Source organism: Streptomyces sp. NPDC002790, from assembly GCF_040295505.1.
Taxonomy (GTDB): domain Bacteria; phylum Actinomycetota; class Actinomycetes; order Streptomycetales; family Streptomycetaceae; genus Streptomyces.
This window is the reverse complement of sequence record NZ_JBEOVM010000096.1, coordinates 1-25,154: the sequence shown is the minus strand read 5'-3', so window position 1 is coordinate 25,154 and position 25,154 is coordinate 1. Positions and strand designations below refer to the sequence as shown.

The following is a 25,154-nucleotide window of genomic DNA, read 5'->3' as shown; positions in this document are numbered from 1 at the left end:
CGCCTGCCACCCCAGCAGGTCGTCGCGGGGGTCGGCGTCGTGGATGAGCGGCGGCAGCATCTCCAGCGAGACGTTCGTGGAGAAGCCCGGGTCGGATGCGGTGGTGCGCGGGCGGTCCATGTCCCGCAGCCAGCCTCGGGCGTTGAGCGCGGCGAGCACCGACTCGGCGTTCTCGAGCCCGGCGTCGGGGGTCTCGCTGGCGTCGAGGGCGAGCAGGAAATCGGTGAGGGCCTCGTGCGGTATGCCGGCGGTGAAGTACGCGTTCCACTCGGTCAGGGCCGAGGTGGGATGCGGGCGGGCCGACATCTGCCAGGCCACCGGGAGGCCGCCCAGCTCGAACGGGTAGGCGGCGAGGATCCATTCGGCTCCGCGCAGGCCGTCGGGGCTCACGTAGAGCAGGGAGTTGCGGGAGGTCGGCCACATCCGCCAGCCGAGGTCGGTCAGGGTGTCACCGATCCGCTCGGCGAGGATGCCATCGTCACCAGCAAGGTGGCGCGGGGTGACCCAGTACATCGGGTCCGGCACGGCGGGGTGGGTGGGGTCGATGGGGTGGTGCGGGTGCAGGGCGCCTCCGTCAGTTCGAGGGTGAGTCAGTGGCCGTCGTTCGGCTGTGTGGCGCCGCGCCGTCGGCGCGGGGGTGCATCGACCGGCCCCTGCCAGGCCAGGGCGACGGCCACGGCGGGCGGCAGAGGACCGAACTGCTCGGCCTCCGGCGACTCGGCAATGTAGACCACCGGCCGGCCACGCTCGTCCACCGACTTCTCCACGCCGCCCAAACGGTGGGCCATGGGGAAGAAGGGGTTGATGGCGAGACGGGCGGGCGTGTCACGGTCGAAGGCGGACAGTGCGTCGACGATGTCGCCGACGGTCATCTCGGGCGAGTGCGGGGCCAAGGCGTTCTCCTAGCGGTAGCGGACGAATCCGCGCGAGCAGAGGGCAGGTTACGCGGGGCGCATTGAGAGAGGGGGCGGACGTGCCCGTCAGAGGGGCCGGGAGGTGGACAGGATCCGGGCCACCACCTCGGCGACGATCTCCGCCGGCGTGTCCGTGCCGAAGGCGATGCGGTAGCCGGGGACGCTCGCGGTACCGGTGACGGCGATGACCCAGCCCTCGCCCGTCACCCAGTCCTCGTCGGCGCCACCGGGCCGGCCGTTCGGGAAGTAGCCGAGGTAGAACCGGCCGTCGCGCGAGCTGACGTGCACGTCGGCACGGTCGTCGACGATGTGGGTGAAATCGGCCTGCGAGAACTGGTCGATCACGTCCATCGCCTGGCCGGCGCCGAGCTTCCAGGAGCGCAGCCGCAGGGCCGCGACCGTCGTGGCGAATCCGGGTCGCGCCGCTTCCAATGCCACAGCATCACCTCTCTGACCTGGGGTTTTCCGGAAGGTCGTTTAGGGTGACATGCCGTTGCAGTGTCCACCAGTCCTTTGGGTGGTCTTCCTTGTCTGCCACCGGCGAACTGCTGTCCTGCCCGCCCGTTGGCTGCAGCTCGGGCTACTCGGCGAAACGGGCCCGCTACCCTCTGGCAGGTATGGAGATCCCGGAACCTGCCGGACCGCCGTACATCGATCCGAACCGCGGGGACCCGAGCCGCCCGGTCTGCGGCATCTGCCCAGCCACCCGGTACCCCCGCCCCCAGTTCGTCATCTACAACAGGCCGTCCTGGGAGTGCCCATTCCATCCGGATGACGGGCACCGCTACACCCTCGACCAGATCGTGCCGGCGTGCGTCCACCCGGACAAGATCGGCTTGAAACCCGACAGGATCGCCCCGCCACCGAAGGCTCCGCCAGACCCGCGAGCGGCACCGACCCGGCGTCGTGGCTGGGGATTTCCGTGGGGGACCTCGCGGCGGCGCCCCTCATGATGTCCCGGTCCGCCAGGAGGCTCCGAGTTCCGTGAGCCGGCCTCGAAGTGCCCCGCGCTGCTCCTCCAGATCCTGCGAGGCGGGAGAGAGCAAATAGATGTTGTCCCGGTAGAGGCGGAACCCGAGGCTCTCCCATCCCTGGGCGATCTTGGCGTTGACGCGGTCCCACTCGGCCAGGTCCGTCAGCCGCTGGCTGCTGAGGTCGGTGACGCCGGGCGCGCAGGCAACTGCCCGGCAGCCGGGCATGAGCCGATGGATCACCTCGCTGCCGAGTACGGCGGCGAGGCCGTGTCCACGCCACGCGGGATCCAGCGTCACCCGGTCCATGACGAGCAGCCCGGAGCCGACGTACTCCAGCAGCTCGCTGACCTCGCTGGTGAATGAGCCCGTCTCGGGATCGAGGAGGACCTGGCCGGTCTCGTACAGCTCCTCCGACTCCTCCTCCATGGCCCAGTAGGCGTTCCGGCCGCGGTCGAGATGCACCCGGTAGAACGTCATCGACCCCACGGTGGCGTCTTCGACCGTGCACGAGGAGCACTCCCCGGTAGCGCAGCTGCTCGTGGCCGCCGCCCCCTGGACTCCGTCGTGCACACGCCGACGGTGGAGGACGGCCACGTTCCATCGCTCCAACGTGTCCGCCTGCGGGGTGTCCCAGAGGTCGTCGTCGTAGGAAATGCGCAGGTGCAGGTCGGAGGGATCGCCTGGGAGCTGGGGCCGCGTACTCACCCGGTCAACCTAGACGTTGAGGTCCTGCACGATGGCCTCCAGGACCGCCTCCGAACCCTCGACCGACGCGGGCATGACGACGCCGACCACCGTCCGGTGCGCAGCCCCGCCCGTCAGCAGTGACGGCTCGGCCTTCTTGGTCACAATCCGCAGGAACCCGTGTCCGGGAGACCCCTCGATCCGATAGCCGGGCTGAAGCCGGGCGAGCCACTCATGGTCCACGGCCACCGCGGCGCCACGCAGCGCGCCGATCCGCAGTCCGCGGGTCACCCAGGCCGACCAGGCAACTTCGCTCCAGTCCGAGCCGTCGGCCGACCCGGGGATGACGTCGGAGAGATCGGGGTGCTGTTCAGCCACCCAGCGTGAGGGCTGCGCCTTGCGGAGGACCCACTGTCCGTCCCGGGCGACCTCGCCAGGATCGAGCCCCGGGGTGAGGCGCATGTCCAGAGCGACATGGCCGTCTGTGATCCGGTCGCCGTGGACCCAGACCTTGTCCTTGTTGACGACCCAGTCGCAGAGCCGCTCCATTGACGCTGTCACTCGTTGTGCTCCCTGGAGAGATCGTTGCCCGTCCACAGTAAGCCGGGCGCCGAGCGCTCCCTACTGGCTGGCAAGCGCCACACCCGTCATCCGCGAACTTGGCCCCAAAATCGAACAGGGTTTCTAATAGTCGCATGACTCGGCACACCTTCCCGCGAGACCTCGTTGCAACGCAGACCGCCTGGTACGTCACGTACGGGCGGCTGGCGAATGGAGACAACAGTGGAGCGGCCGAGCAGCGTCGCCTCCTGCTGCAGCTTTCACAGCGGATCGCCGGCCACGCCTTCTGGCAGTGCCCTGCAGGCACGCCAGCAGCTCGCGTCGCGCTCAAGGAGCTTGCTCGCGCCGAGGCCGCCGGAGAGCAGTCGTGAGCCGCCGCGAAACGGGGCGCCTTCGGTGACAGCCCAGGCCATCAGGTGACCAACGAACGTCGGTTTGCGACAACGGGGCATGACCACCGCGGGACGGTGGCAGATCTCTCGCATGAAGAGATCCGTCGCCGCGGCCGACCGGACAGTCCTGCTCCCCAGCAGCTTCGCGTGGAACAGCGACGCCCGGATAGTCAGCGACGCCCTGAGCCTGGTACCCGCCCTGCCCTGGCAGATCGCCGCCGATCACGTCCGCGACTGCGTGACCACCGACCACCGTCCCGAGAACCTACGGGTGCTGATCCTTCCTCCATACGTACTGGAGGCGGTATGGACCTGCCACACCACTCTCATCAACGCCGCCGGGGACGGCGACCAGGTCCATCTGGTCCGCGTACTGCCGGACTACCTCGACGCCGTCCATGACATTGATCTGCAAGGTCTCATCGAAGCTCTGGAGCGGGTCCTCGCGGTGTTCACCCTCGACCTGCCCGCTGCCCGCCAGTTCGTATCCCATCTCGCACTTGGCCTGGGCGCCGGCCCGGAAAGGCGAGCAGCGCTCGATGCAGTCCTGGCGGCATGGAAGAGGGCCGGAGTCGCTTGCTGACACACGCCGAGTCCACGAAGGGCCGCCGCGTGACCGGCTGACGCCCTCAATCAGGCTCGATAACAGTCCAGTTACGATGCGCGGCGCCTATTCGTGGTGCGAGGCGGGCACCAACGCGGCTGACCAGCACACCTGTTGGATTGACCCTTTTGATTTGACTCATACCTCTTGGGTGGGTACAGGAGTGAAAGTGTAGGTCCGGGCTCCTTGGGATACCGTCATGCCCATGACGACGATGGATGTGCAGATCACGGCCGTTTCCAGTCCCTTTCTGGCGTTGCTGACGGCGCTGTTTCTCGTGGCGCTGGCCCATCCCGATGCGCAGATGCGGGCGCGCGCCGAACGGCTCCTGACGGTCATCTTCCGGGTCCGGTAGCGCGGGCACCTGCCAGGTCGCAGAAGCGCGATCGGAGACGGCGCGTCAGGAGCCGACCGCTCGTCCACTCACGCGAAGGCCCCCGGAATCTGGTGATTCCGGGGGCCTTCGGCCGTGTTGCGGCAGGGGTTAGCTCTCGTCGGTGGAGTCGTCCGTGCGACGGCGGCGGGCTGCTACGAGGGCGCCTCCGCCGGCGGCGATCAGGAGGCCGGCGCCGCCGATCAGCCACGGGGTGGCGTCGGCGCCGGTGTGCGCGAGCGACCCTTCGGGGGCGGGTGCCGCGGTGCTCGACTCGGTCTCATCAGAGGCCGGGGTGGCCGAGTCGGACGGGGATGGGGTGTCCTCGCCCTTGCCGGGCTTGCCCGGCAAGGGCTTGCCGCTCGGCTTCTCGGTGGGCTTGTCGGTGGGCTTCTCGGTGGGCTTGTCGGTGGGCTTGTGAGTGGGCTTCTCTGTCGGCGGCGGGGTGGTTGCCGTCTTGGCGTTGGTCGTGGTGACCGTCACCGGGTCGCCCGGCTTGGCCTTGAAGTCCTTCGAGGGCTTGTAGAGGTCGTAGCCGGCGGGTGCCTTGATCTGCTTGACCCAGAAGTCCGTGCCGGTACGGGAGTTGATGGGCAGTTTGCCGGTGGCCGTGCCGTCCGGGCCCGTGGTCAGCGTGAGGAGGGTCTTGTCGCCGCTGCCGATGTTGACCGTGGACCCCGCCAGCAGCTTGCCGGTCTTGTCGTCCTTGGCCTTCAGCAGGACCGAGGCGTCCTTGAACGGGTCGACGATCGTGAGCGGCGTCTCGGTGCCGGGGGTGACGATGACGTCCTGGTCGTCGACCGTGTCGTGCAGGTTGCTGCCGCTGGAGACCTCCTTGAGGCGGTAGACGCCCGGCGCGAGATCTGGGAAGGCGAGCTTGCCCTGGGCGTCGGTCTTACCGCTGGCGGCCTCCTTGCCCGCGGAGTCGAAGAGGGCGAAGGAGGCGCCGGAGAGCACGTCGCCGCCGGGGTCCTTCTTCAGGATGGCCACACCGCCGGTCTCTTCCTCGGCCGCGTTGCGTGGAGTCGAGGACGCGGATGCGGACGGGGTGGGATCGGTGCTCTGGGCCGAGGCGGTCGGCGCCCAGGACAGGGAGCCGGTCACCGAGGCGGCGACGGCCACAGCAACCGGGAGGGTGCGAGCGGGACGGATGCGCAAGAAGGAACTCTCCAAGGGGTACGGGCGGGAGCAGGCCAGCGGGTCGTGGGTCAGCGGGAACGGCCCGGCGACGGGCGCGCGGGCGGAGCGGGCGGCCCGGTGGCCGAACGGGGAGGTGAGGTGATCGCGTAGCGGCGGGCGGCGGCGCGGACGAGTTGCTGTTGCTGCTCGACGGGCAGTTGCGCGATGCCGGCCAGCCCCTGGGCGGTGGCCAGGCCGAACGGCGATCCGGCATCCAGGCCAGCGGCCTGGACGATCTGGGCTGCGGCCTCGGCTTCGACGAGGACGCCATATGCGTGAGGGACGCCGAGCATGTGCTCGGCGTGGTCGCGGGCGCCGTCGAGGATCTCGGTGAGCGGGATCTCGTCGTTCAGGCAGTCCTCGACCATGTCGAGGAGGGTCAGCGTCGCGCTGTGCAGCCGGTTACGGAAGTCCGGGTCGGTGAGCCAGAAGCCGTTCGGGCCGGACGGCGCAGGTGGGCCGAGCGCGGCGGCCGGCGGTGGCTGGCGGTGCGAGGGGAACCAACGCGGCGAGGGCAATAAGGACTCCGAAGTGGGTTGGCCGGTTCAGCGAGTACGGGGCGCTCGCCCGGTCGTGGGCTGCGCGGCGGGCTGCGCCGAGGGGTGGGGCGTGGCGGGTGGCGGAAACCAGAACTGGGCGTACTGCTCGATCGCCGTACGCAGGCCCGTGCCGTCCGCACCGTGCCACGGTGGCTGGCTGCTGTGGGCGTGCCAGTCACGGATTACCGCATAGCCGTCGCGGCCGGCCACCAGCCCACGGGCACTGTCTCGGCGTTCAAAGGTGCCGTGGTCGGCGAAGCGGAGGAACGCGGTGTCGAGGACCCCGCGTTGGGAGTGGAAGACGCGCAGGCGCAGGCCGTCGTATTCGCCGTGCCGGATCGTGGGGGCGAAGTCGATCCGTAGCCACAGCGGCGGGTTGGGGTGCGGAACGGCGTACAGGGCGTCGCCGACGACGGTGGACTGGTGGAGGGGCAGTTCGAGGACGTCGTCGAAGAACTGCTGGGCGTACAGAGCCACAGGGTCTCTCTCAGGCGAAGGGGCATCTGGGGCGTTCAGCGGCGGGGGCCGGAGCGGCGGGCGGGCAGGACTGCCGACGGTGTGGTCGTGGTGCTCCAGCGCGGGACGCTGCGCGTGGTGAGCGCGGGAGCCCGACGGGGAGCGGTGCGCCGGACATCGAGCGGCGTGGGAACCGGGGGCGGCGGCGGGATGACGGGGACGAGCTGGGCACTTTCGCGTAGGCCGCGCAGCATCTGGTCCTTCCAGCGGGGCAGGGGCGCGGGGTCGGACACGCTCTCGGTGATGGCCGTGAGCAGTGAAGTGGGAGTGCTTGTTGACGCGGTGGCGTACCACCGGGCGTATCCGTTGGTCGGGCCTCCCTGCAGATACCAGCGGGCCTGAAGGGTGGTGAGTTCCTTCTCCGCATCGAGACGTCCGGTGGCGAATTCGAGTCCGGCCATGCCGTCCGGCGTCCGCAATTCCATGACGTTCCACCGTCGCGGCTGGATCTTCCAGCCGCGGTTGATCAGCGGGACGATCGCGTGGAAGGCGTCCAGTTCGGGGTCGGCGAGGTTGGGCCGGGCGAGGTAGTGCTCTGGCCCGGCCTGATAGGCCGCCGCCAGGGCCGTGGTGAACGCGGTGACGAACTCGGTAGGGCACATGTCGTTGAAGCTGACGCCCCAGGTGGGCGGGCCGAAACGGTCCTCGTAGGCGTTGATGCGCCACAGTCCGTCGTCGTCGCCTTCGGGCAGGTAACCCAGGCGGACCTTGCGGTCGGGGGCGGCGACGTACACGTTGCCGAGATCGTCATGGGCCAGTTCCCAGCCGAGAGCCAGCAGGGGCTCAAGCGCGGGACCGCCGGTGTAGGTGCTGCCGGCGAGATAGCGGGGGAAGACGTAGGCGTCGCCGTCTGTGCCGGCGTCGGGATCGGTCAATGGGACATCCGGATCAGGGGCAGGCGCGCGAGCGCGGCGGGCGGTCTAGACGGGTGTGACCTGGACGGACAGGTGGCGGTACGCCTGGGTGGAGCGGTTCGTGGCGGCTTCCGCGCTGGGGCCGGTGGTGATCAGGTAGCCGATGCGGGCGCTGAACATGTCGCCGTTCGGGGGCAGCCGGAGCTGGTCGCCGGGGTTGCGGTGGAAGACGTAGCGCTCGACCCAGTGGTGGGTGTCGAAGAACTCTGCGTCGAGGCGGCGTTCGGTGAGGGTGCCGGAGTAGGCGGGGTAGATCAGCCGGATTGCCGCTGCCTGACTGCGGGTTGGGGTGAGGTCGGGCGGGGTTGCGCAGGCGATGTCGGCGGCGGCGCGGGCCAGGTCGACGCCGGTGGCCAGGTGCACGAGGTGGCTGATCATGTCTCCGGCGATGCGCGCGTTGACCTCGATCAGGCGGGGGCGGCCGTCGACGATGCGGATCTCGACGTGGCTGATGCCGTCGGTGACGCCGACGGCATCGAGGGCTGCGACGGCGACGGGGGCCACGTCGGCGAGCAGTGGGTCGTTCGCGTCGACTACGTGGGCCAGCTCCTCGAAGAAGGGGGCCATGCCGACGGTCTTGCGGGTGACGGCGACCACGGTGGTTTGTCCCTGGTAGGTGGCGCACTCGACGCTCACCTCTTCCCCGTCGAGGTACTCCTCGACCAGGACCTGGCTGCTCTCCACGCCACGGTCGGCGGTCTGCGCGGCGAAGGCGTACGCGGCCGGCAGCTCGTCGGCGGTATCGACGCGGATGACGCCCATGCTCGCGGCGTGGGCTGCGGGCTTGAGGACCACGGGATAGCCGATCAGGGCGGCGGCATCGGCCGCCTCCCGCTCGACGCGCACGCCGACGGAGAGGGCGGAGGGCACGCCGTGGCGGGCGAACAGCGTCCGGGAGATGCGCTTGTTGCGGCAGCCCAGGAGTGCTTCCGGGGCGGTGGTGGGCAGGCCGAGCTGGCGGGCGAGGCGGGCGACAGGGACGAGGTACCACTCGGTCCACGTCATCACGCCGGCCAGCTCGTAGCGTTCAGCGAGGGCACGCCCGGCCGCAGCCAGGGCCGCCTGGTCGGTGGGGTCGGCGACGGCGTAGTCGAGCAGGAACTCCCTCTCCCAGGTCGGCTCGGCGCCGGAGATCAGGACGACGTCGTACACGGTGGCGACGTTCGCAAGGCAGGTGCCACGGTACGCGTGTGCCTCCATGTCGGCGGCTGCGACAACCAGGACGACGGGACGAGAGAACAACAAGGCTCCAAGCAGTGGAAGGGCAGGGGTGGTTGAGACAGGTGCGAGGGTCAGGGGGTGCGACGCCGTCGCAGCTCGAAGGCCGACGCCCAGTGCGGGTGGTCGTCGATCAACTTGCGGGCGTACAAGGACGTGAAGTTGTTGTTCAGGCCGCGCACGCCCGCGGGCAACTGCCAGCGCAGGTCCTCGAACAGGGCCTTGAGCCCGACGCGGGTGGCACCCGTGGCGAGCCGCTCGGCGGTCAGGCGCTCCAGCGCGCGGTAGACGTACGGGTGTTCGGCGTCGAAGGCCAGGAACCGGTCGGTCAGGGTGGGCCGCGATCCTGCGCGAAACGACGGTCGGAATATCGGCAGGACCGACTGCTCAGACGGGGCGTGGGACGTGGGCATGGCGGATCTCCGGGAGGTGGGCAGGAAGGCGGCCTAGGCGGTCAGGCCGAAGGAAGTGCGCAGGGCTGGCGTGGCGCGCAGCTGGGCGAAGGCGGTGAACAGGCCCGCGGCCTGGAGCGCGGCGCACACGGTGATGACGTGGCCGAGCTGAGCGGGCGGCACGAGGGCGACGAGGACGCCGGCCAGCGGGAAGGGCAGCAACAGCACCAAGATCGTCAGGGAGAGGGTGGCGCCGAACACGTCCGCGGGGATGAGGCGCGAGCGCAGGGTGCGCAGCACGACGGTCATGCCGCCCTCGCCGGCCATGAGGACGGCGATCAGGGCGAGATAGGCGTGGTACGTGTCCGCGAAGGAGACGGCCAGGCACGCGGTGGCGGCGATCATGGCGGAGGCGACGCCGACCGGCCACAGACCGAAGCGGTCGATCGCCCGGCGGCACAGGAGTACCGCGCCGAGCGAGGCGGCGGCGGCCACCGACCAGATGAACCCGACGTCGGCCGTGGTGTGGCCGAGCTGCTTGACGATGATCACCGGAGCGGCGGCCTGCAGCAGGCCCACGGCCAGGTTGGACACGGTCAGTCCGGCCACCAGCCAGCCGAGGGCCGGCAGCGCGCGCAGGGTTGACCATCCTGTGCGCAGCCCCTTTGCCTTGGCCTGGGCTGCGGCGGGCTCGGAGCGCAGGTACTGGCGTGGGGCGAGGACGCTGGTGAGCAGCGAGAAGACGGCGATCACCGTCAGCATGCCGGTGGCGCCGCTCCACTGGAGCAGGAGGCCCGCCAGGGCGGGGCCGGAGAGGGTCGCGACCTGGTCGATGCCGAGCAGCGCCGACTGCACCCGGTGCGCGCGGGCTCCGGCCTCACGGCTGGCCACCCCGCCCGCGGTCTCGATCGCGATGTACGAGCACTCGGTGAGGATCCCGGTGGACGCGGCGAGCACCATGACGGTGACCGTCGCCCCGAGCCCCGAGTCTTGCTGCGGCAGGAGGCCGGCGGCGGCCAGGACGACCAGGGCGCGGGCCACCGAGGCACAGCGGAGCACTGCGGTGGTGCCATGGCGGTCGACCAAAGCCCCGGCGAAAGCGAACGCACCCAGGCGCGGAATCCACTCCAGCGCGAAGGCCAGGCCGGTCAGGGCTGCGGAGTCGGTGGTGGCCAGGACCAGCAGCGGGATGCCGTAGGTGGCCATGGCGAACGCGGCGGCGTCCGTGCTGCGCGGCAGGTAGATGCCGCGCAGCACTGTGGGGACCGGGCGGCGGGCATGCCGCGGTCCGACACGGGATCTCACGCAGCGCGCCCCGCTTCCGTCCGCTCCTGCGCGGAGCGGGCGTCGGTGTGGCTGAGGATGCGGGGGTACGCCTGCAGGAACTCGGCCACCATCTGATGCGGCACCGACAGCTCCAGACACGAGCCGGACGCGAGCGGGCTGCCGCTGTGCAACTGGAGGGTGTGCTGGACGCGGGTGACGAAGTCGGTGCTGGCTTCGGGGAGATGGCGGGCGCGCGCCCAGCGGGCCGCGGTGTCGTACACCTCGGCCAGGGCCTCGCCGCTCGCGGTGAGCCGGTAGCGGTCGGGTGCCTGCTCGTCGGCATGGACCAGGCCGAGGTCGCGCGCGACGTCGATGGCGTGGCGCAGTTGCCCGGGGGTGAGGTCGCCGAAGGCGCCCTGAAGGCTGCCGCGCCGGTGGCTGATGGGGCCGTTGTCGTCGATCTCGGTGACCAGGCGGATCAGACCCGCAAGGGTCAGGGTCCGGATCGCGCGGCGTTCGTGCAGAAAAGGCTCGGGCAGGGAACGGGTCATCGGCGCGGGCCTCCTGCTCGGGAGATCGGCCGGGCGGGTATCTGGTGGGAGAACAGGTCGCCGCTCTTCCACGCCGGGCTGTCCGGCGGCGTCGTGCTCAGCGCGGGACGACTGGCTGCCGGCGTGGCCGGAACTGCCGGTGTGGGAAGACGAGTCGGGGTGGACGCCCACGGGCCGGAGCGGTTCTGCGACGGTGCACCGCCCTGCCCCCGAGCCCGGCGGACATCGGACTCGTGGGCGGGGGCGATGGCCCAGGCGGAGATCGCCTCGAAGACCGGGGCGAGTGCCCGGCCGCTCGTCGTCAGCTGGTAGCCGCCGCTTCCGCTGGTGGTGACGAGTCCGTCGGCGGCCAGGCGTTCCAGCGGCTTGTAGACGGCCGTTAGCCCGTATCCGGGCATGGCCTCACTCGCCAGTGTCTTGGCGGTCGCAGTGCCGCGAGCCTGCAGGGAGAACAGGATCGGGACGGCGTGCCGCGGTGCGAGCAGCGCGACGGCGTCGTCGATGTTCTGGGCCGGCGCGATCCGCTCGGGCTCCAGCTCGCCGGTGTCCCTATTGGCGACGAGTTCCTTTTCCAGATACGTGTCGCCCCAGGACGCGATCACCGAGAGGACGGGCAGTAGCGCGGCCCCACGCCGGGTGAGGCCGTAGGTGACGTGGCGCGGGCCGTACTCCGTGCGCTCGATAGCGCCGGCGTTGGTGAGGTGACGCAGCCGGGGGTGAAGCTGCCCGTCCGCCAGCCACGGCAGCCTCGGCTTGAACTCGGCGTAGCGCAGCGGCTGGGAGGAGACGGTCATCAGCACCCACACGCTCCAGCGCGGAGCGAGCAGGTCCAGGGTCTTGGTGACGCCCAAGAGATCGTTCGGTGTGGCGGGCGACGGCGCGGTGGTGGCCAAGAAGAGGGCTCCTCAAGCGGTACAGGTGGATCAGCGGGTGCGGGAGGTGGTCACCGTCGGCGTGGCCGGGAGCGGCGCAGCCGGCGGGTGGGTGTCCGGGGCGGACACCCGACGCAGACCACCCAGGACCGCGCTGGTGCTCTTGGCGTAGGCGTCGCGGGTGGCGACGGACTCGGCGATGCGGCGGGCGCAGTCGAGGATGTGACCGGCGGCGAACCGGCCGATCTCCCGGTCAGGGGAGGTGAGTTCACGCAGTCGCTGCAGTTGGAAGGCGATGCTGCGTTCGGCGAGGGCCAAGTCGCTGTGGGTGCCGGTCAGGGCGGCGAGCAGCGTGGTCTCGGGGGTCGCGTCGGCGAGCGCTTCGAGTTCAGCGAGCGGCTGTCCGTACAGCGCCTCGATGCGCTGGGCGACGAGCTGGGAGACGGCTTCGGTCGGGATGTCGGGCTGGGGCAATCGGTGGACTTTCAGGGACGTCGGATCCGCATCGCCCCGGCGCGGGGTGCTGCCGGGGCGGGTGAAGCGGTGGCGGTGATCTTGGGGCTCAACCCGGTGCGTGCCGGGCCTGCTTTGTCCGGCGCCGGCATGGTGCGCAGCAGCTCGTCGAGTGCGGCGCTGTAGCCGTCGCGGGCGGCCAGCGCCGCATCCAGCCAGTCCGCGTCCCACCGCAGGTTCTCGGCGGACAGGTCACCCATGTCCCCGTCGGGGCCCGTCGCGGCATGGACGCGGTCACGGACGCGGGCCACCTGCTCCTCGGCGACGGCGAGGAAGCTGCGCAGCTCCAGCGCCCGCTGGAGTGCGGCGTTGGCCTCGCCTTGGGTGACCTGTGCGTACAGCTCGGCTACCTCGGCGCCGAACGCTTCCTTCAGTGCCGCATCACAGCTGCTGGACTTGTCGGTGACGTTCACCGCGTGGCCCCGCGCGCCGTCGTGTTCCGCGCGCCGGGCAGCGTGGGCGCAGAGGTGGGCAGTGCCGGAGTGCGACGAGCGGCCTGGGACGCGCCGCGCCACACCCCGGGTCCGCGCTTGCCGGGAGCATTGGGGTCCAGGAGGTACTTCACGACCATGGCGCGGCCGTCACGGGAGGCGACCGCGGCGTTGACCTGGTGGGCCAACTCCATGACGGGATCGTCGAGTACGTCCGGCGGCTGGGTGCCCAGTGCCTCGACGAGCGCGTCCTCGGCGCTGTCGAGGGCCTGCTGTGTTTCGGCGAGCAGGCCGAACCAGTGCACGACGGTGGCGGCCTCGGGGTTGGCCTGCGGTGCCGCCTGCACCGCCCGGCGCAGGTCGGCGAGCGGCATCTGGAATCGGTCCTCGATGCGCTCGGTAATGACGCCCATCACGTCTTCGCTGTCATCGAGCACGAAGAAGCTCCCTTCAATTCGGAAATACGGGCGCGGGAATGCGAAGCGAGGCGCCGTCGACTAGTCGAGGCAGAAGTACACGTCGCGGTAGACGTACGAGCCGGACACCCAGCCCTTTACTCCGGTGGTCTTGTCGGTGATGTAGTGCCAATTGCCGTGGGTCTTGTGGACGGTGAACTTGTGACCCCGGTAGAGGACGCCGCGAGCCGTGGACTTGCTGGTGGCCTTGGCCCGGATCGTGACGGCCTTCGCGCCGATCACCCACGGGCCGAGACGGTCGCACGGACGGCTGGTCGGGGCCGAGGCAGGCGCTTCGGCGGGTGCGGCCATCGCGCTCGGAGCGGACAGGACAGGAAGCGCCAGGGTGCCGAGAATCGCGGCAGCCACTGTGAAACGGGCGGTGCGCATGAGGAAGTTGCCTCCATGGCAGGGATGAGGGAATGCGGAAGTAGCCCCGGGCGAATGCCGTGCGGGCCGAAAACAAGAATCCGGAGAATCCCCGGTTTCGGTAACCGGGGATTGCGTGCTATGTTCCGCACCCTCTCGCCCGCGACTGACGTCAGTTCACCGCGGAGGACAGGCGAAATACCGTTGTTGCTGCTTGAGTTCAGCGGCTCGGCCCGCGGGGCGGGGCGGGGCGTACCGGAAGGCCCGGGATGGCGGTGGCGGGCCGAGTCGCCGGCGAGCCCGTCGGCAGCGATGGCTCGTCGCCGTTCCAGTGCGCTTCCCACCACTGGGTGGCTGCCTCGAAGCTCTGGAAGCCGCCCTCGCGCAGCGTGTGCGTCCACGCGGTGGTGTCGACCTCTTCGAGCAGTACGCGGAAGGGCATGGCCGCCTTCTCGTCAACGGCGCGCAGCATCACGGTCGTCTCGATTGGTTCGTCGTCGCATGTGTAGCTGGTGAGCAGGGCGAAGTGGTCACCGTCGCTGCGCAGGCGCTGCTCCAGCGCGCGGGTGGCGTCGTTCGCGGCCGTGGTGCCCATGCCGTCGGGCAGGAGGATCTTGTCCTCGGGGCAGCCACGGGCGATCAGCCAGGACTGGGCCATGGACGCAAGCGGCAGCATCTTGTGGTCGAACTGGTAGGTGCGCGCGGCGGGGTCGCGTTTGAGGTGCAGGGCGACCAGCTGCGGTTCACCGGGGATGCCCCAGGTGACGGCGCGGTTGTGCATCACGTAGAAGCTGTGCTCGGCATCGTCGCTGTGATGTTCGGCGAGGAGGGTCATGTCGAACTGCTCGATGCCGATGTGCATCCAGAACTGGTCTGCGACACGGTCGTTGACGGCTTCGTATCCGTCGAGGCGGAAATCGGGTTCGTAGGAGGGCATCGGTGCTTTCAGTTGTGATCCCGGCAGCGCCGTCATGAGGCAGGGGCCTCGACTCAGCGGCGGGCACGGGAGACGGTGGGGAGGGCCGGCGGCAAGGGCGCGGGCGTGGTCCCGGGCGGGCCCCCTCGGCGGGGTCGGGTCAGTACGGCGCGGCCGGCATCGGTGAGCGTGACGGGCTGCCCGGCGTGCACCGGGTGCGTCGTGTCGCGCTCCACCAGGCCCATCTCCTCCAGGTGCTGCAGCTGGGCGTAGGAGATGCGGGTGCGGGTGGGCGTCGCCACGGCAAGGCGATGGGTGACGAGGTGCTCGTGCAGCTTTGCGCCCTGGGCGATGGCGAGCAGGGCCGCGACGTCCTTCGCCGCGATCTGCGGTGGCCTGTGCCGAGGAGCGGCGGCCTCAATCGGTTCCAGCGCCGCGGCTGCCGCGGCCTGCTTCGCGTCGCGGACATCGGCGGCCGTCGCCAGCTGATCGAGAATGCGCGCGAACCGGACGAACAGCGCCAGATCCACGGGCAGTTCACTGGCAGCGAGGCGAGCGAGACGGACACGGTGGAAGGTGACGTCCCGCTCGGCGCCCGCCAGCTCGCGGTGCGCGTCGGCCAGGGCGGCGTGCTGCGCGTCGAGGAGTCCGCCGTCGCGGTGACGGCGCAGCACCTCGACGCCGTACCCCACCGCGGCCTTGATCCGCTGATCGAGGGCGGTGGGCATCAGGGCGTCGGGCGGGGATGCGGTCATGTCGGAGCCGTCCCTGGGTTCGGGGCGAGCGCCTCCAGGCCGAGTCGGACCTCGACATACGGTCCGTCGCGGGTATGCGAAGTCGGGCCGAGCCGGTCAAGGAGCCGGAGCATGGGCGCGTTCGACGCCTGGGTGAACGCGGACAGGGTGTGGGCCCCTCGCATGCGGGCGTGGCGGGCGGCGTGGCTGGCCAGGGCCGTGCCGATGCCCTGACGCTGACGGTGGTCGGCGACCTGCAGTCCGAGGTCGAAGACCCCCGGCTCCCGGCTGACGGGCCCGACGCAGACCAGGGTCACAGGCCGCTCGTCGGCGCCGAGGCCGATCCAGCACTGCGCGTGGTCAAGCAGCCGGGACAGGTCGCGGGGCGCAAGGCGGGTGCGGCCCCAGCGGCGCAGCAGGTTCTGCTCGGAGCACTGCGCGTGGAAGGCGGCGACCAGGTCCCAGTCCCTCTCCGTCACCCGCTGGGTGCGCGCGAGGGCGGGATGCCTCAGCAGGAGCAGTTCGGGCGGGCGGCCAGCAGGTCGGCGCGCCGGTAGGCCCGGTAGCGGCTGCCGTCGGCCGCGCGCGGCTTGCAGGGCTGGACTCCATAGCCGCGCAGGAGCAGACCCAGCCGCAGCGGCGTGAGGTCGGCGTAGTTCCAGCGTCCCTCGGCCTGGCCGGGCAGATCGCGCAGGCGCTCGACCAGCTCCGCGGTGCTCACGTACTCCGGGGCACCCTCGTCGTCAAAGACGGCGAGGCAGGCGTGCACGATCGTCTGCGGGCGGCTGGGGCAGGACAGGAACTCCTCGCACGCGTCCTCGTGGAGGTGGACGAAGTCGTCAAGACCGTCCGACTCCTCGAAATCGTCGAACCCCTCGAAGTCGCCGAAGTCGTCGAAGTACGTTTCGTAGTCGGGCTCCTCGTCGTCCAGCGGTTCGTACTCGGCCGAGGGCTCGGCCTCGTACCCAGCGGTGCAGCAGTAGGAGGTGGACAGGAGCGCGCTCAGCTCCGCCCCGGCCGCCATCCTCTCGACGAGCAGGTTGGTCAGGGTGTTCAGCTGTTCAGCGGGACTGACGTCGGGAAGCTCGGCGTCGGCCAGCTCGGCGAGCTGACGGTCGAGGTCCTGGACGTCGACGAACACGTCGAGGATGGCGCGGTGGTGTGGGTTCTCGGTCACCTGAGCCGGCGCGAGTACGGCGGCGGCGACCTGGTCGATCAGGGTGGGGAACTGCGTCAACGAACGGGGCCCTTCGGGGTCGGGGGCAGTGCGGGTTGGGGAAGGCCGGGCACCGCGTACGGCGGTGGTCCCGGCTTGGGGGCGGCCGGGCGGGTGCCCAGCTGCGGCGAGCGGGTGCGGGCCGCGTGGGTGCGCTCGCCCAGCGGGCGCCGGCGGATGCCAAGGCGGGTGCGGGCGGCGTCGTACACGTCGTGCGCCTCGCGCGGACGGACGGCCACGACGTGGATCTCGGTGGTGTGAGTGGAGTTCGCGGGTGCCGGCCGCTGGGCGTAGACGATGCGCCAGGCGTTGCGGTGATCGACGTAGACCTTGCGGCAGCCGATGAGGTCGCGGGTGAGCTTTGTGCCGGAGAGGCGGGCGTTGACGACGTCCTGGAGCTGGGCGAGCGCCAGGTCGCGGATGTCGACGGGGGCCTGCAACAGGTCGGTCAGGGCACGGGGGTCGAAGGACAGGCCGAACTGCGGCCGATCCTCGTGGCCGGTCATCCGTCTGCCCGGCCCGGCTCGCCGGTCTCCTCATGGCCCCCGCCTTCCTCGGAATCCTCGGTGGCGGCCGTCCGGTTGGAGGGGCGGGGGCCGGGCAGCAGGCGGTGCGCGGGCCGGTCCGGGTCGGTCATGCACGCGGACAGCGGTCCACCTGCGGCACGGACGGTGGCCATGGCGTGGGTGAGGAAGTCCCTGTGCCACACGAACAGCCCGGACAGTCCGGCTTCGGCGTCCTTGTGCTGCTGGTAGGCCAGCCACAGGGCATGAAGCCAGGCGACGACGTCGGGGTGCTCCTGCCACTGGTCGCACCACGGCGCGCCGGTGGTGACCTCCGCGCCGTAGACGCGCATGAGGAAGTCATCGACCCAGTCGGACAGGGCGTCGAGTTCGTCCTCGTACTCCTCGTCCTCCAGCTCGAGAATCGGACGCGGCTCGGGCGGCGCAGGGGTGGGCGGCAGGCCCCCGAACCCCGGCAGCCCGTAGGCAGCGAACGGCGAATCCGGTGGCGCGGCGGCGAGGCTGTCGATCTGGCGGCCGTGCTCTGCGGAGCGATCCAGCAGCATGGCGACGTTCGCCTCGACCCTCGCCAGTTCGGCCTCCGGCAGCCGAACCGGCTCCATCTCTTCCTCCTCCGAGAGGGGAGGAGCGTCGGATATCTGGACCGGATCCTTCTCCGCGCCTTCCGATGGGTTTATGGATTCAGGCACGAAAAGGGGCCTCCTTGGGCCGCAGCCATTGGACGTGGATAGCGGCTTCAACCATCCGGAGAATCCCCGGTTTCGGTAACCGGGATATCGCTGCTATACCGGTGCGCGCGACGCGGCGGGAACACGTACGAAGCGCCCCGATCGACGCGTCGCGCACGAGGGGCAGCCTCAGACGGCGAGCGTCAAGTCGTCCTTAGAAAGAGTCTGTTGCAGCGTCTCAGTGAGGCGGTCGGCGGCGATCTCGGCGTACTGCTTGGTCTTCTCGACGCCGATGAAATCGCGCCCCTCCAGCAGGGCCGCGACCCCGGTCGAACCGGAGCCGCAAGTGAAGTCGAGCACCGTGCCGCCCTCCGGGGCGATCTGCACCAGCTCCTGCATGACCGAGACCGGCTTCTGCGTGATGTGCTGGCGCGCCTTGCCGCTGGGCTGCGAGGCACTGTAGAGACCCGGCAGGTAGACCGGGTTGCGGGCGGCGTCGATCGGGCCGTTGGACGCCCACACGATGAACTCACAGTTCTGGGTGAACCGGCCCTTTTGCGGCCTGGCCTGCGGCTTGTGCCAGGCCAGGACGCCGCGCCACAGCCAGCCAGCGGCCTGGATGGCGTCCGTCGTGATCGGCAGCTGCCGCCAGTCGGTGAACAGCAGGGCGGTGCCGCCGACCTTGGTGAGCCGGTGCGCCTCGGTCATGATCTGGGTCAGCCAGAAGCCGTACGACCTCTGGTCCATGTTCTCGCCGGTGAAGTCCGGCAGCTCGTGGCCGGCGTCGACGGAGGTGTACTTCTGCTTCGCGGACCGGGAGGTGCGCTCCTTCGCCGTCCGCCCACCCGAGTTGTACGGCGGGTCGGTGATGACGGAGTCGACGCAGTTGTCCGGTAGGCCAGCGAGGACGCCGAGCGCGTCACCCTGGTGCAGGGAAAAAGGCAAAGAGATACCCCAATTCGGGTCGGGTGAGATGAGGGAGAAGCGCTCCAGCTCGCCTGGATGCCCTCACAGGACCGAATGCGAGCGGACGGCTCCGCGGTCTGCGACGTGAGGGGCGAGGGGAGGAGCCAAAACTGTAGGGCACGATCCCCGGTTGAGCGCTATCGCCGCCGAAAACCCCGAAACAGAGCCTTGATCAGAGACGATTTCGGCAACCGGGGATCCGCCCCTACTGTTTTGGAACTGCCCGGCGGACACCGCCGATGGCACATCCCCGCCCTGCCTCGTGGAGGTATCCCCATGTCCTGGCACACCTGACCCGACGCCCCGGCCGGCGCGAGCGGCAACTCGCACCGGCACCCGGGCCACCCGAATTACCCACCACCCGGCTAACGCGCCCTTTCCTCAACGACGCACGCGCCGCCGGGACTTCACCAAGGACCTCGCTGTGACATCGCTCTACCCTCCCCTGCCCGCGATCCGTCCGCCGGCCCGTGACCGCCTTCCGGGAGGCGGACCGGATTGAAGGGCATAGCCGCCGGCATCGGCGTCGTCGTCCTCTCCCCACTCCTGCTCGCGGGCACCGCCATGATGATGGCGTCCTCCAGCGAAGCCTCCACCACCGCCTCCTTCAGCGGCTGCCTGACCGGCATCGACACCGCCGAGGTGACTAGGGAAGTCACCAAGCTCCTCGACGGCGCCTCCGGCAAGGACGTCCACATCCAGGGCCTGGACCTGCCGGCCGAGCAGATCCCCAACGCGCAGACCATCGTGGCCACCGGCATCAGCCTTGACGTCCCCAAGAAGGGGCAGATCATCGCGATAGCCACCGCGATGCAGGAATCACGGCTGCGCAACCTCGCCTCCGGCGACCGCGACAGCCTGGGCCTGTTCCAGCAGCGCCCCAGCCAGGGGTGGGGAACCGCGCAGCAGATCCGCGATCCGGTCTATGCCTCCGAAGCCTTCTACAAGCACCTGCTGAAGGTCGACGGCTGGCAGCAGATGAAGGTCACCCAAGCCGCCCAGGCCGTCCAAAAATCCGGCTACCCGGACGCGTACGCGCAGTGGGAGGACCTCGCCACCGCGCTGCAGAAAGCCATCGCCGCCACGTTCCCGAACGCCGACAAGGACGAGACCGCCAAGGACCCGGCCAAGGACAAGGACACCGAGTCCAGTGCTGGAGGGTGCGCCCCGGACAAGGACGGCACCTCCTTCGGCCGCATCCCCGAGGGCAGCGTCCCGAAGGGATACACGATCCCCAAGGACGCCGACCCGAAGGCCCGCAAGGCCATCGAGTGGGCCATGCACCAGCTCGGCACCCAGTACCAGTGGGGCGGCTCGTGCACCGACTCCCACGGCCCCGACCCGATGGGCCGCTGCGACTGCAGCTCGCTGATGCAGCAGGCGTACGCGCACGCCGGCGTCCACCTCACCCGCACCACGTACACGCAGGTCAACGAGGGCAAGGCCGTCTCAGCCAAGAACCTCAAGCCCGGTGACCTGATCTTCAGCCGCGGCACCACGGCCCGGCCCGAACACGTCGGCATGTACATGGGCGAGGGCCTCGTCATCGAGGCGCCGCGCACATCGAAACCGGTCCGGATCACGCCGATCAAGGACTGGGACATTTTGGCCGTCCGCCGCGTCCTCTGACGCCGCGCGCCACCCGGACACCTGCCGGGCCGCGCCCCGCCGGGCCCCCTTCTCGCGCCGCGAGCGCACCCCCACCTCCCTCTTTCCTCCCTTTCGCCGGCCCCTGTACGGCCGCGCACGCAAGGAGCCCCGCCACACCCATGCCCATACCTCTCGCAGATCGCGCCGCCGTCCTCCTCGCCTACGACCCAGGCGTCTCCCCCAAGCCAGGTGGCCTCCCCGGCCTGTCCGTGCTGAAGAACGTCGTCAACTCGATCAACCTCTTCGGCATCGTTGCCGTCGTCGGCGCCCTGGCCGTCTCCCTCGGAGTGTGGGCCTGGGGCCACCACACCGGCGGCCACCAGGCCGAGGCCAACGGCAAGAAGGGCGCAACCGTGGCCGCCGGAGCCGCGCTCGGCCTCGGCGCGGCCAACGGCATCGTCGCCTTCTTCAGCAACCTGGGGTCGCAGATCCACTGATGCCGAAGCGACTCCCCTCCCTGTCCGGATACGGCGTGACCTGGTCCGCCAACAGGCGCGTCGCGATCGTCGCCCTGGCCATCACCGCGCTGCTGGCCCTCGCCGCGACCGCCGCCTGGTACACCGGCCGCGGCGAACATCACCAGAGCGCCAACACGCCTTCGCAGAACAGCAGTTCCTCACCCTCCGAGGCCGCTCCGAAGCCCGCGGCCGGTTCGGGGTCGGTGCCCAAGCCGCCCCAGATCGCGGAACCGGTCGCCTTCGCCAAGGCCGCAGCAGCGATGCTCTGGTCCTACGACACCCGCGACACCACCCGGGACCAGCAGCTCGCGGGCATGCGTGCGTGGATGACCACGGAGACCAAGTACACCGACTGGGCCTCCGTCTCCGGCCAGGTACCCGCCCCGCTGCTGTGGTCGCGCATGGCCGACCAGGACCAGCACGCCAGCGCCACGGTCACCGAGGGCCACTACCCCGGTGCGTTCAAGGAAGCCCTCGCCGACGACCCGTCCGCGATCACCGAGGCGTACATCTACGTCGTCACCGTCAACGGCAAGCAGCAGATCGAGTGGAAGAAGGGCGGCGGCGGAGCCGAGGACCGCGCCGTGACCCTCGCCGTCCAGTGCCGGCCCAGCCACGACTGCACCCTCGCCGCCATCGCCCCCAGCGTCACGCAGTGACCCACCCCACCACCAGATAAGGAGGTCAACCCCCCTTGGGTTTCTGCGACTTCCCCGTAGCCGACAAACTCTGCGCCGTCGGCGAAGCCGTCGACTTCGCCTCCGACCCCGGCAAGGCGATCGGCGACTGGATGGCCAAGAGCGCCGGTGAACTCGCCGCCGCAGCAGCCGACCTGGCCGCCAAGGCGGTCGACCGCACCACCGCGGTCGATCTGAACGCCGGATGGTTCCGCGACAACTACGAGATGCTGCTGCCGATCGGCCTGATCATCCTGGTCGCCACGTTCTGCGCACAGCTCATCCGGGCTGCCGTCAAACGCGACGGCCAAGCCCTCACCCAGGCGTTCACCGGCACCGCCAGCGGCGTGATCTTCGCGTTCGCCGCCATCGCCCTGACCACCATCGCCATCGAAGTGGTCGACGCACTCAGTGCCGGGCTGTTCAAGGCATCACACCTGTCCATCGAAACGGCCGTACGCCGCATCGTGAAGGTCTCCCAGATCCCCTCCCTGGCGGGCCTGGGCTGGCTGGTCGCCGTGTTCGCCGGCCTTGGAGCGGCCGTCGGAGCGTTCCTCTACTGGTGCGTCATGATGGTCCGCAAAGTCGGCATCCTCGTCATGGTTACGCTCGCCATTTTCGCGGGCGCCGGCGGAGGCTGGGAAGTCGCCCGCCGGTGGCGGCGCGGCTGGATCGAGGCCACCGCCACCCTGGTGGTCAGCAAATTGCTGATGACGATCATCTTCGTGCTCGGCATCGCCGCCATGGGCAAGACCGAATCCAAGGACGGCCTGAGCGCACTCGCCGACGTCATGGCAGGCATCGTGATCATGGTGCTCGTGCTGCTCTGCCCGTACGCCACGTTCAAGTTCGTCCACTGGGCGGCTGAGGGCACGGACGGAGAATCGATCCACCGCGCCGGTGGCGCCGGAGCCCAGCTCGCACGCCAGCACGCAGAGAAGGCGGGCCGTAAGGCAGTCGCCGCAGCCGCCACCGCCGGTACGGGCGGCGCGGCAGCCGGAGCGGGCGCCGCAGGACCCGAGGCCGCTGGCGGCGGATTCCCCGGCGACATCGCCGCCAACCCCACCGGAGGCAGCGGCCAGGAAGGCCAAGGCTCCCCAGGTTCCGGTGGCGACGGGATCAAGGACGGCCTGGAGAAGGCCGTTCAGCCGCCCCCGACCAGCCCCGGTGACGACACCAGCGGCCAGGTAGGCGGCGCGCCGGGAGGTGGCGGCGGTTCCGCATCCGCGCCCAGCGGCGGCAGCGGCTTCATGTCGCAGCCCGGCAGCGGTGCCTCCACGCCCCCGCCGCAGGGTGCCCCGCCCGCACCGGACTCGGCCGGCACCAGTGGGACCGGCACACCGCCGCCCCCTCCCACCGGCCTGTAGCCCCTGCCCGACTCCGGGGCGGCACGCGCCGCGCACTTCCTCGCCGCGTGCCGCCCCGGCCACCGCCCCGCGCACCCCCGGGACCGCTCTTGTCTGATCTCACCGTCACACCGCTCACCGTCAAATTCCCCCATAGGTCGAAGCGCGGCATCCTGCTCGGCCTCTCCCTGCCGCAACTCGTTCTGGTGTCAGCTGCGTTGGCGCTCCTGCTGGCCACGGTGGTGACCACCGGACTGCTCGGGGCCATCGCCCTGACACCGCTGTGGGCCGTGGTCGCCGCCCTCGTCGCCATCCGACGCAACGGCCGCTCGCTGATCGACTGGGCGCCGATCGTGCTGCGCTTTGCACGGCGGCGCCGCACCGGGCAGACCCTGTGGCTCGCCCGGCCCGTTACCCGGCCCCGCCAGGACGGCGTCCTGCACCTGCCCGGCACGGCCGCCTCGCTGCGGGTGGTCACCCCCGGCGACTCCGCCAACGGCGCCTCCGCCGTCCACGACCCGCACCACCAGACCCTTACCGCCATCGCCCGAATCTCCAGCCGGGCGTTCGCCCTGCTGGACCCGGCGACCCAGAATCACAACGTCTCCGGATGGGGCCGCGCCCTGGCGGGCATCGCCCGCACCGGACACGTCGCCACCGTGCAGGTCCTGGAGCGCACCGTGCCCGACAGCGGCGACACCCTCACCCGGCACTGGACCCAGCAGGGCCACCCCGAGACACCGGTGGCCGGACAGGTCTACAGCGAACTGGTCGCCTCCGCCGGACCGGCCGCCGCACCACACGAGGCGTACCTGGCCATCAGCCTCGACATGAAGGCCGCTAAGCGCCTGATCTCGCAGGCGGGCGGAGGACTGCCCGGGGCGTTCACGGTGCTGGAGCAGACCACCTCCGCCATCGCACAGGCCGCCCGCAGTGCCGGACTGACGGTGACCGGCTGGCTCTCGGCGCGCGAAATCGCGGCCGTCATCCGCACCGCCTATGACCCCAAGGCGCTTTCCGCGCTGCAGCAGTGGTCGGAGTCCGGTCGGGCCGAAGCCGACCCGGCCGCCGCCGGGCCCATCGTCCAGGTCGAGGAGTACGACCGGCTTGCCACCGACTCCGCGCGGCACGCCACCTACTGGGTCGAGGACTGGCCCCGCACCGATACCTCGGCAGGCTTCCTGCACGGCCTGATGTTCACCGCCGGAGTCCGCCGCACCCTCTCCCTCATCTACGTGCCGCAGGGGCTCGAGTCCGCCATGCGCGACGTGCAGCGCAAGAAGGCAGCGATCATCGCCGACGCGAACGAGCGCACGCGACGCGGGCAGGTCGACTCCGAAGCTGACAGCGTCGAGTACGCGGACGTCAAAACCCGCGAGCGCCAACTGATCGCCGGGCACGCCGACGTCGCCCTGACCGGCCTTCTCACCGTGTCCGCCGAGACCGACGCTCTCCTCGACGCCGCCTGCGCGCAGATCGAAACCGCCGCCGTCACCGCCCAAGTCGACCTGCGGCGCCTGACCTTCCAGCAGCCCGACGCGTTCACGCTCGGCGCCCTCCCTCTCGCCCGCACGGCCCTGTAGCCCTCGCACCGGCCGACCGCCGACGTCCTGCCGCCGCGGCAGGAAGGAACCCTTTCCCTTTGACCTCTGCCATCCCCGTCGGTGACGCGTACCCGTACCTGCGGGCCGCCAGCGCCGGCATCCGCCACCACGCGCGCACCCTCGCCCCGCCCGCTCAGCATCCGGCCTCGGCCACGGACCGCGCGCACCTCGACGTGCTGCACGCCCATCTGACCGCGCTGCACCAAGTCCTCGACCAGCTCGCCGAGACCACCCGGCCCCCGCACCCCGGCGCCGGCCGACAGCTCGCCACCGCCCACACCCGCCTGTGGCAGGCAACCGCCGCCGTCCACGACGCCTTCCACCTCCTTCCCGTGGCGGAGGAGGCCGGCACCGAATGCCACCCCGAACGCTTCCCCGAGGGGCCGCCGATTCTGACCATCTGCCAGCGCCACCTCGCCGCAGGCCACGCCGTCCGGCGCAAGACCACACCGGCCGACCTCAACACCCCAGCGTCCAGCCGCACCACTACCTGCAGCCAGTAACCCCCGCCACCGAAAGGCCCTGCATGCGCAAGCTCAAGCGCTCCGCCTCCGCCGCCGTCATCGTCGCCACGCTCGCCGGTACCGCCGCCCTGGCCACCGCCGCGCCGGCCTCCGCCGCCAGCTACCACTGCAAGACCAGCAGCTACACCGTCGACGACCCGAGCTACACCGGTCC

The 25,154-nt window shown here is 70.5% G+C and carries 34 protein-coding genes; 9 read left to right on the top strand and 25 right to left on the bottom strand.

Annotated elements, in window-relative coordinates; translation table 11 throughout:
• The 5 genes from ABT004_RS29075 to ABT004_RS29055 form a co-directional block, all read right to left on the bottom strand.
• Positions 1–525, bottom strand: a 525-nt coding sequence (locus ABT004_RS29075; protein WP_351342596.1) for an SPDY domain-containing protein, incomplete at its 3' end; no start/stop codon positions are given.
• A 65-nt stretch (positions 526–590) separates the two neighbouring features.
• Positions 591–872, bottom strand: a complete 282-nt coding sequence (locus ABT004_RS29070; RefSeq protein ID WP_351342602.1) for a hypothetical protein — start codon at positions 870–872, stop codon at positions 591–593.
• 108 nt (positions 873–980) lie between these two features.
• Positions 981–1,352: an SPDY domain-containing protein gene (locus tag ABT004_RS29065; RefSeq protein ID WP_351342594.1), complete on the bottom strand. Its 372-nt coding sequence runs from the start codon at positions 1,350–1,352 to the stop codon at positions 981–983.
• Between the two features lie 509 nt (positions 1,353–1,861).
• Positions 1,862–2,593 (bottom strand): hypothetical protein, encoded by a 732-nt coding sequence (locus tag ABT004_RS29060; protein ID WP_351342592.1) that lies wholly within the window; start codon positions 2,591–2,593, stop codon positions 1,862–1,864.
• 9 nt (positions 2,594–2,602) lie between these two features.
• Positions 2,603–3,133 (bottom strand): hypothetical protein, encoded by a 531-nt coding sequence (locus ABT004_RS29055; protein ID WP_351342590.1) that lies wholly within the window; start codon positions 3,131–3,133, stop codon positions 2,603–2,605.
• Positions 3,134–3,267: 134 nt separating this feature from the next.
• Between ABT004_RS29055 and ABT004_RS29050 the strand changes: the two genes are divergently transcribed.
• The 3 genes from ABT004_RS29050 (at position 3,268) to ABT004_RS29040 (ending at position 4,484) form a co-directional block, all read left to right on the top strand.
• Positions 3,268–3,504: a DUF8825 domain-containing protein gene (locus tag ABT004_RS29050; RefSeq protein ID WP_351342588.1), complete on the top strand. Its 237-nt coding sequence runs from the start codon at positions 3,268–3,270 to the stop codon at positions 3,502–3,504.
• 112 nt (positions 3,505–3,616) lie between these two features.
• Positions 3,617–4,108 carry a hypothetical protein gene (locus tag ABT004_RS29045; RefSeq protein ID WP_351342586.1) on the top strand — a complete coding sequence of 164 codons (492 nt, stop codon included), beginning with the start codon at positions 3,617–3,619 and terminating at the stop codon, positions 4,106–4,108.
• Between the two features lie 226 nt (positions 4,109–4,334).
• Positions 4,335–4,484, top strand: coding sequence for a hypothetical protein (locus tag ABT004_RS29040; protein ID WP_351342584.1), 150 nt, complete (start codon positions 4,335–4,337; stop codon positions 4,482–4,484).
• Positions 4,485–4,613: 129 nt separating this feature from the next.
• On the opposite strand, the gene ABT004_RS29035 is transcribed toward ABT004_RS29040, so the two are convergent.
• The 20 genes from ABT004_RS29035 to ABT004_RS28940 all read right to left on the bottom strand — a co-directional run bounded on the left by ABT004_RS29035 (position 4,614) and on the right by ABT004_RS28940 (position 18,720).
• On the bottom strand, positions 4,614–5,660 hold the full coding sequence (locus tag ABT004_RS29035; RefSeq protein ID WP_351342582.1) for a SpaA isopeptide-forming pilin-related protein: 1,047 nt from the start codon (positions 5,658–5,660) through the stop codon (positions 4,614–4,616).
• Positions 5,661–5,710: 50 nt separating this feature from the next.
• The gene (locus tag ABT004_RS29030) at positions 5,711–6,199 is read right to left on the bottom strand and encodes a hypothetical protein (RefSeq protein ID WP_351342580.1); all 489 of its coding nucleotides are present in this window, start codon (positions 6,197–6,199) and stop codon (positions 5,711–5,713) included.
• 27 nt (positions 6,200–6,226) lie between these two features.
• Positions 6,227–6,697, bottom strand: coding sequence for a hypothetical protein (locus tag ABT004_RS29025; protein WP_351342578.1), 471 nt, complete (start codon positions 6,695–6,697; stop codon positions 6,227–6,229).
• A gap of 35 nt (positions 6,698–6,732) precedes the next feature.
• On the bottom strand, positions 6,733–7,611 hold the full coding sequence (locus ABT004_RS29020; RefSeq protein WP_351342576.1) for an SPDY domain-containing protein: 879 nt from the start codon (positions 7,609–7,611) through the stop codon (positions 6,733–6,735).
• A gap of 45 nt (positions 7,612–7,656) precedes the next feature.
• A complete protein-coding gene (locus ABT004_RS29015) occupies positions 7,657–8,850 on the bottom strand; it encodes an ATP-grasp domain-containing protein (protein WP_351342600.1) in 1,194 nt (397 codons plus the stop codon).
• A 92-nt stretch (positions 8,851–8,942) separates the two neighbouring features.
• Positions 8,943–9,281, bottom strand: coding sequence for a hypothetical protein (locus tag ABT004_RS29010; protein WP_351342574.1), 339 nt, complete (start codon positions 9,279–9,281; stop codon positions 8,943–8,945).
• 33 nt (positions 9,282–9,314) lie between these two features.
• On the bottom strand, positions 9,315–10,565 hold the full coding sequence (locus ABT004_RS29005; RefSeq protein ID WP_351342572.1) for an MFS transporter: 1,251 nt from the start codon (positions 10,563–10,565) through the stop codon (positions 9,315–9,317).
• On the bottom strand, positions 10,562–11,077 hold the full coding sequence (locus tag ABT004_RS29000) for a hypothetical protein (RefSeq protein ID WP_351342570.1): 516 nt from the start codon (positions 11,075–11,077) through the stop codon (positions 10,562–10,564). Before ABT004_RS29000 ends, ABT004_RS29005 begins: the two co-directional genes overlap by 4 nt.
• Positions 11,074–11,970, bottom strand: coding sequence for a winged helix-turn-helix transcriptional regulator (locus tag ABT004_RS28995; RefSeq protein WP_351342569.1), 897 nt, complete (start codon positions 11,968–11,970; stop codon positions 11,074–11,076). Before ABT004_RS28995 ends, ABT004_RS29000 begins: the two co-directional genes overlap by 4 nt.
• Positions 11,971–12,000: 30 nt before the next feature.
• Positions 12,001–12,423 (bottom strand): hypothetical protein, encoded by a 423-nt coding sequence (locus ABT004_RS28990; protein WP_351342567.1) that lies wholly within the window; start codon positions 12,421–12,423, stop codon positions 12,001–12,003.
• A gap of 11 nt (positions 12,424–12,434) precedes the next feature.
• Positions 12,435–12,875, bottom strand: a complete 441-nt coding sequence (locus ABT004_RS28985) for a hypothetical protein (RefSeq protein WP_351342565.1) — start codon at positions 12,873–12,875, stop codon at positions 12,435–12,437.
• Positions 12,872–13,330: a hypothetical protein gene (locus tag ABT004_RS28980; RefSeq protein ID WP_351342563.1), complete on the bottom strand. Its 459-nt coding sequence runs from the start codon at positions 13,328–13,330 to the stop codon at positions 12,872–12,874. The genes ABT004_RS28985 and ABT004_RS28980 overlap by 4 nt, the downstream gene beginning before the upstream one ends.
• Positions 13,331–13,390: 60 nt before the next feature.
• On the bottom strand, positions 13,391–13,738 hold the full coding sequence (locus tag ABT004_RS28975) for an SH3 domain-containing protein (protein WP_351342561.1): 348 nt from the start codon (positions 13,736–13,738) through the stop codon (positions 13,391–13,393).
• A 199-nt stretch (positions 13,739–13,937) separates the two neighbouring features.
• Positions 13,938–14,654: a hypothetical protein gene (locus tag ABT004_RS28970; RefSeq protein WP_351342559.1), complete on the bottom strand. Its 717-nt coding sequence runs from the start codon at positions 14,652–14,654 to the stop codon at positions 13,938–13,940.
• Positions 14,655–14,707: 53 nt separating this feature from the next.
• Positions 14,708–15,388 carry a hypothetical protein gene (locus ABT004_RS28965; RefSeq protein WP_351342557.1) on the bottom strand — a complete coding sequence of 227 codons (681 nt, stop codon included), beginning with the start codon at positions 15,386–15,388 and terminating at the stop codon, positions 14,708–14,710.
• Entirely contained in the window at positions 15,385–15,846 is a 462-nt protein-coding gene (locus ABT004_RS28960) for a GNAT family N-acetyltransferase (RefSeq protein WP_351342555.1), read from the bottom strand. Before ABT004_RS28960 ends, ABT004_RS28965 begins: the two co-directional genes overlap by 4 nt.
• Before the next feature lie 29 nt (positions 15,847–15,875).
• A complete protein-coding gene (locus ABT004_RS28955) occupies positions 15,876–16,604 on the bottom strand; it encodes a DUF3631 domain-containing protein (protein WP_351342553.1) in 729 nt (242 codons plus the stop codon).
• Complete coding sequence (locus ABT004_RS28950; RefSeq protein ID WP_351342551.1) at positions 16,601–17,089, bottom strand: hypothetical protein; 489 nt, start codon at positions 17,087–17,089, stop codon at positions 16,601–16,603. The genes ABT004_RS28955 and ABT004_RS28950 overlap by 4 nt, the downstream gene beginning before the upstream one ends.
• Positions 17,086–17,652 carry a DUF4913 domain-containing protein gene (locus ABT004_RS28945; protein WP_502966972.1) on the bottom strand — a complete coding sequence of 189 codons (567 nt, stop codon included), beginning with the start codon at positions 17,650–17,652 and terminating at the stop codon, positions 17,086–17,088. Before ABT004_RS28945 ends, ABT004_RS28950 begins: the two co-directional genes overlap by 4 nt.
• A gap of 312 nt (positions 17,653–17,964) precedes the next feature.
• Positions 17,965–18,720: a DNA-methyltransferase gene (locus ABT004_RS28940; protein WP_351342549.1), complete on the bottom strand. Its 756-nt coding sequence runs from the start codon at positions 18,718–18,720 to the stop codon at positions 17,965–17,967.
• Positions 18,721–19,239: 519 nt separating this feature from the next.
• Between ABT004_RS28940 and ABT004_RS28935 the strand changes: the two genes are divergently transcribed.
• From ABT004_RS28935 to ABT004_RS28910, 6 genes are all read left to right on the top strand, one after another.
• Positions 19,240–20,370, top strand: a complete 1,131-nt coding sequence (locus ABT004_RS28935; protein WP_351342547.1) for a C40 family peptidase — start codon at positions 19,240–19,242, stop codon at positions 20,368–20,370.
• A gap of 140 nt (positions 20,371–20,510) precedes the next feature.
• Positions 20,511–20,828, top strand: a complete 318-nt coding sequence (locus ABT004_RS28930) for a DUF6112 family protein (RefSeq protein WP_351342545.1) — start codon at positions 20,511–20,513, stop codon at positions 20,826–20,828.
• Positions 20,828–21,508, top strand: coding sequence for a hypothetical protein (locus ABT004_RS28925; RefSeq protein ID WP_351342543.1), 681 nt, complete (start codon positions 20,828–20,830; stop codon positions 21,506–21,508). The genes ABT004_RS28930 and ABT004_RS28925 overlap by 1 nt, the downstream gene beginning before the upstream one ends.
• Before the next feature lie 35 nt (positions 21,509–21,543).
• Positions 21,544–22,893 (top strand): SCO6881 family protein, encoded by a 1,350-nt coding sequence (locus ABT004_RS28920; RefSeq protein ID WP_351342541.1) that lies wholly within the window; start codon positions 21,544–21,546, stop codon positions 22,891–22,893.
• An 89-nt stretch (positions 22,894–22,982) separates the two neighbouring features.
• On the top strand, positions 22,983–24,455 hold the full coding sequence (locus tag ABT004_RS28915) for an SCO6880 family protein (RefSeq protein ID WP_351342539.1): 1,473 nt from the start codon (positions 22,983–22,985) through the stop codon (positions 24,453–24,455).
• Between the two features lie 59 nt (positions 24,456–24,514).
• Positions 24,515–24,979: a DUF6238 family protein gene (locus ABT004_RS28910; protein WP_351342537.1), complete on the top strand. Its 465-nt coding sequence runs from the start codon at positions 24,515–24,517 to the stop codon at positions 24,977–24,979.
• Positions 24,980–25,154: the final 175 nt, after the last annotated feature.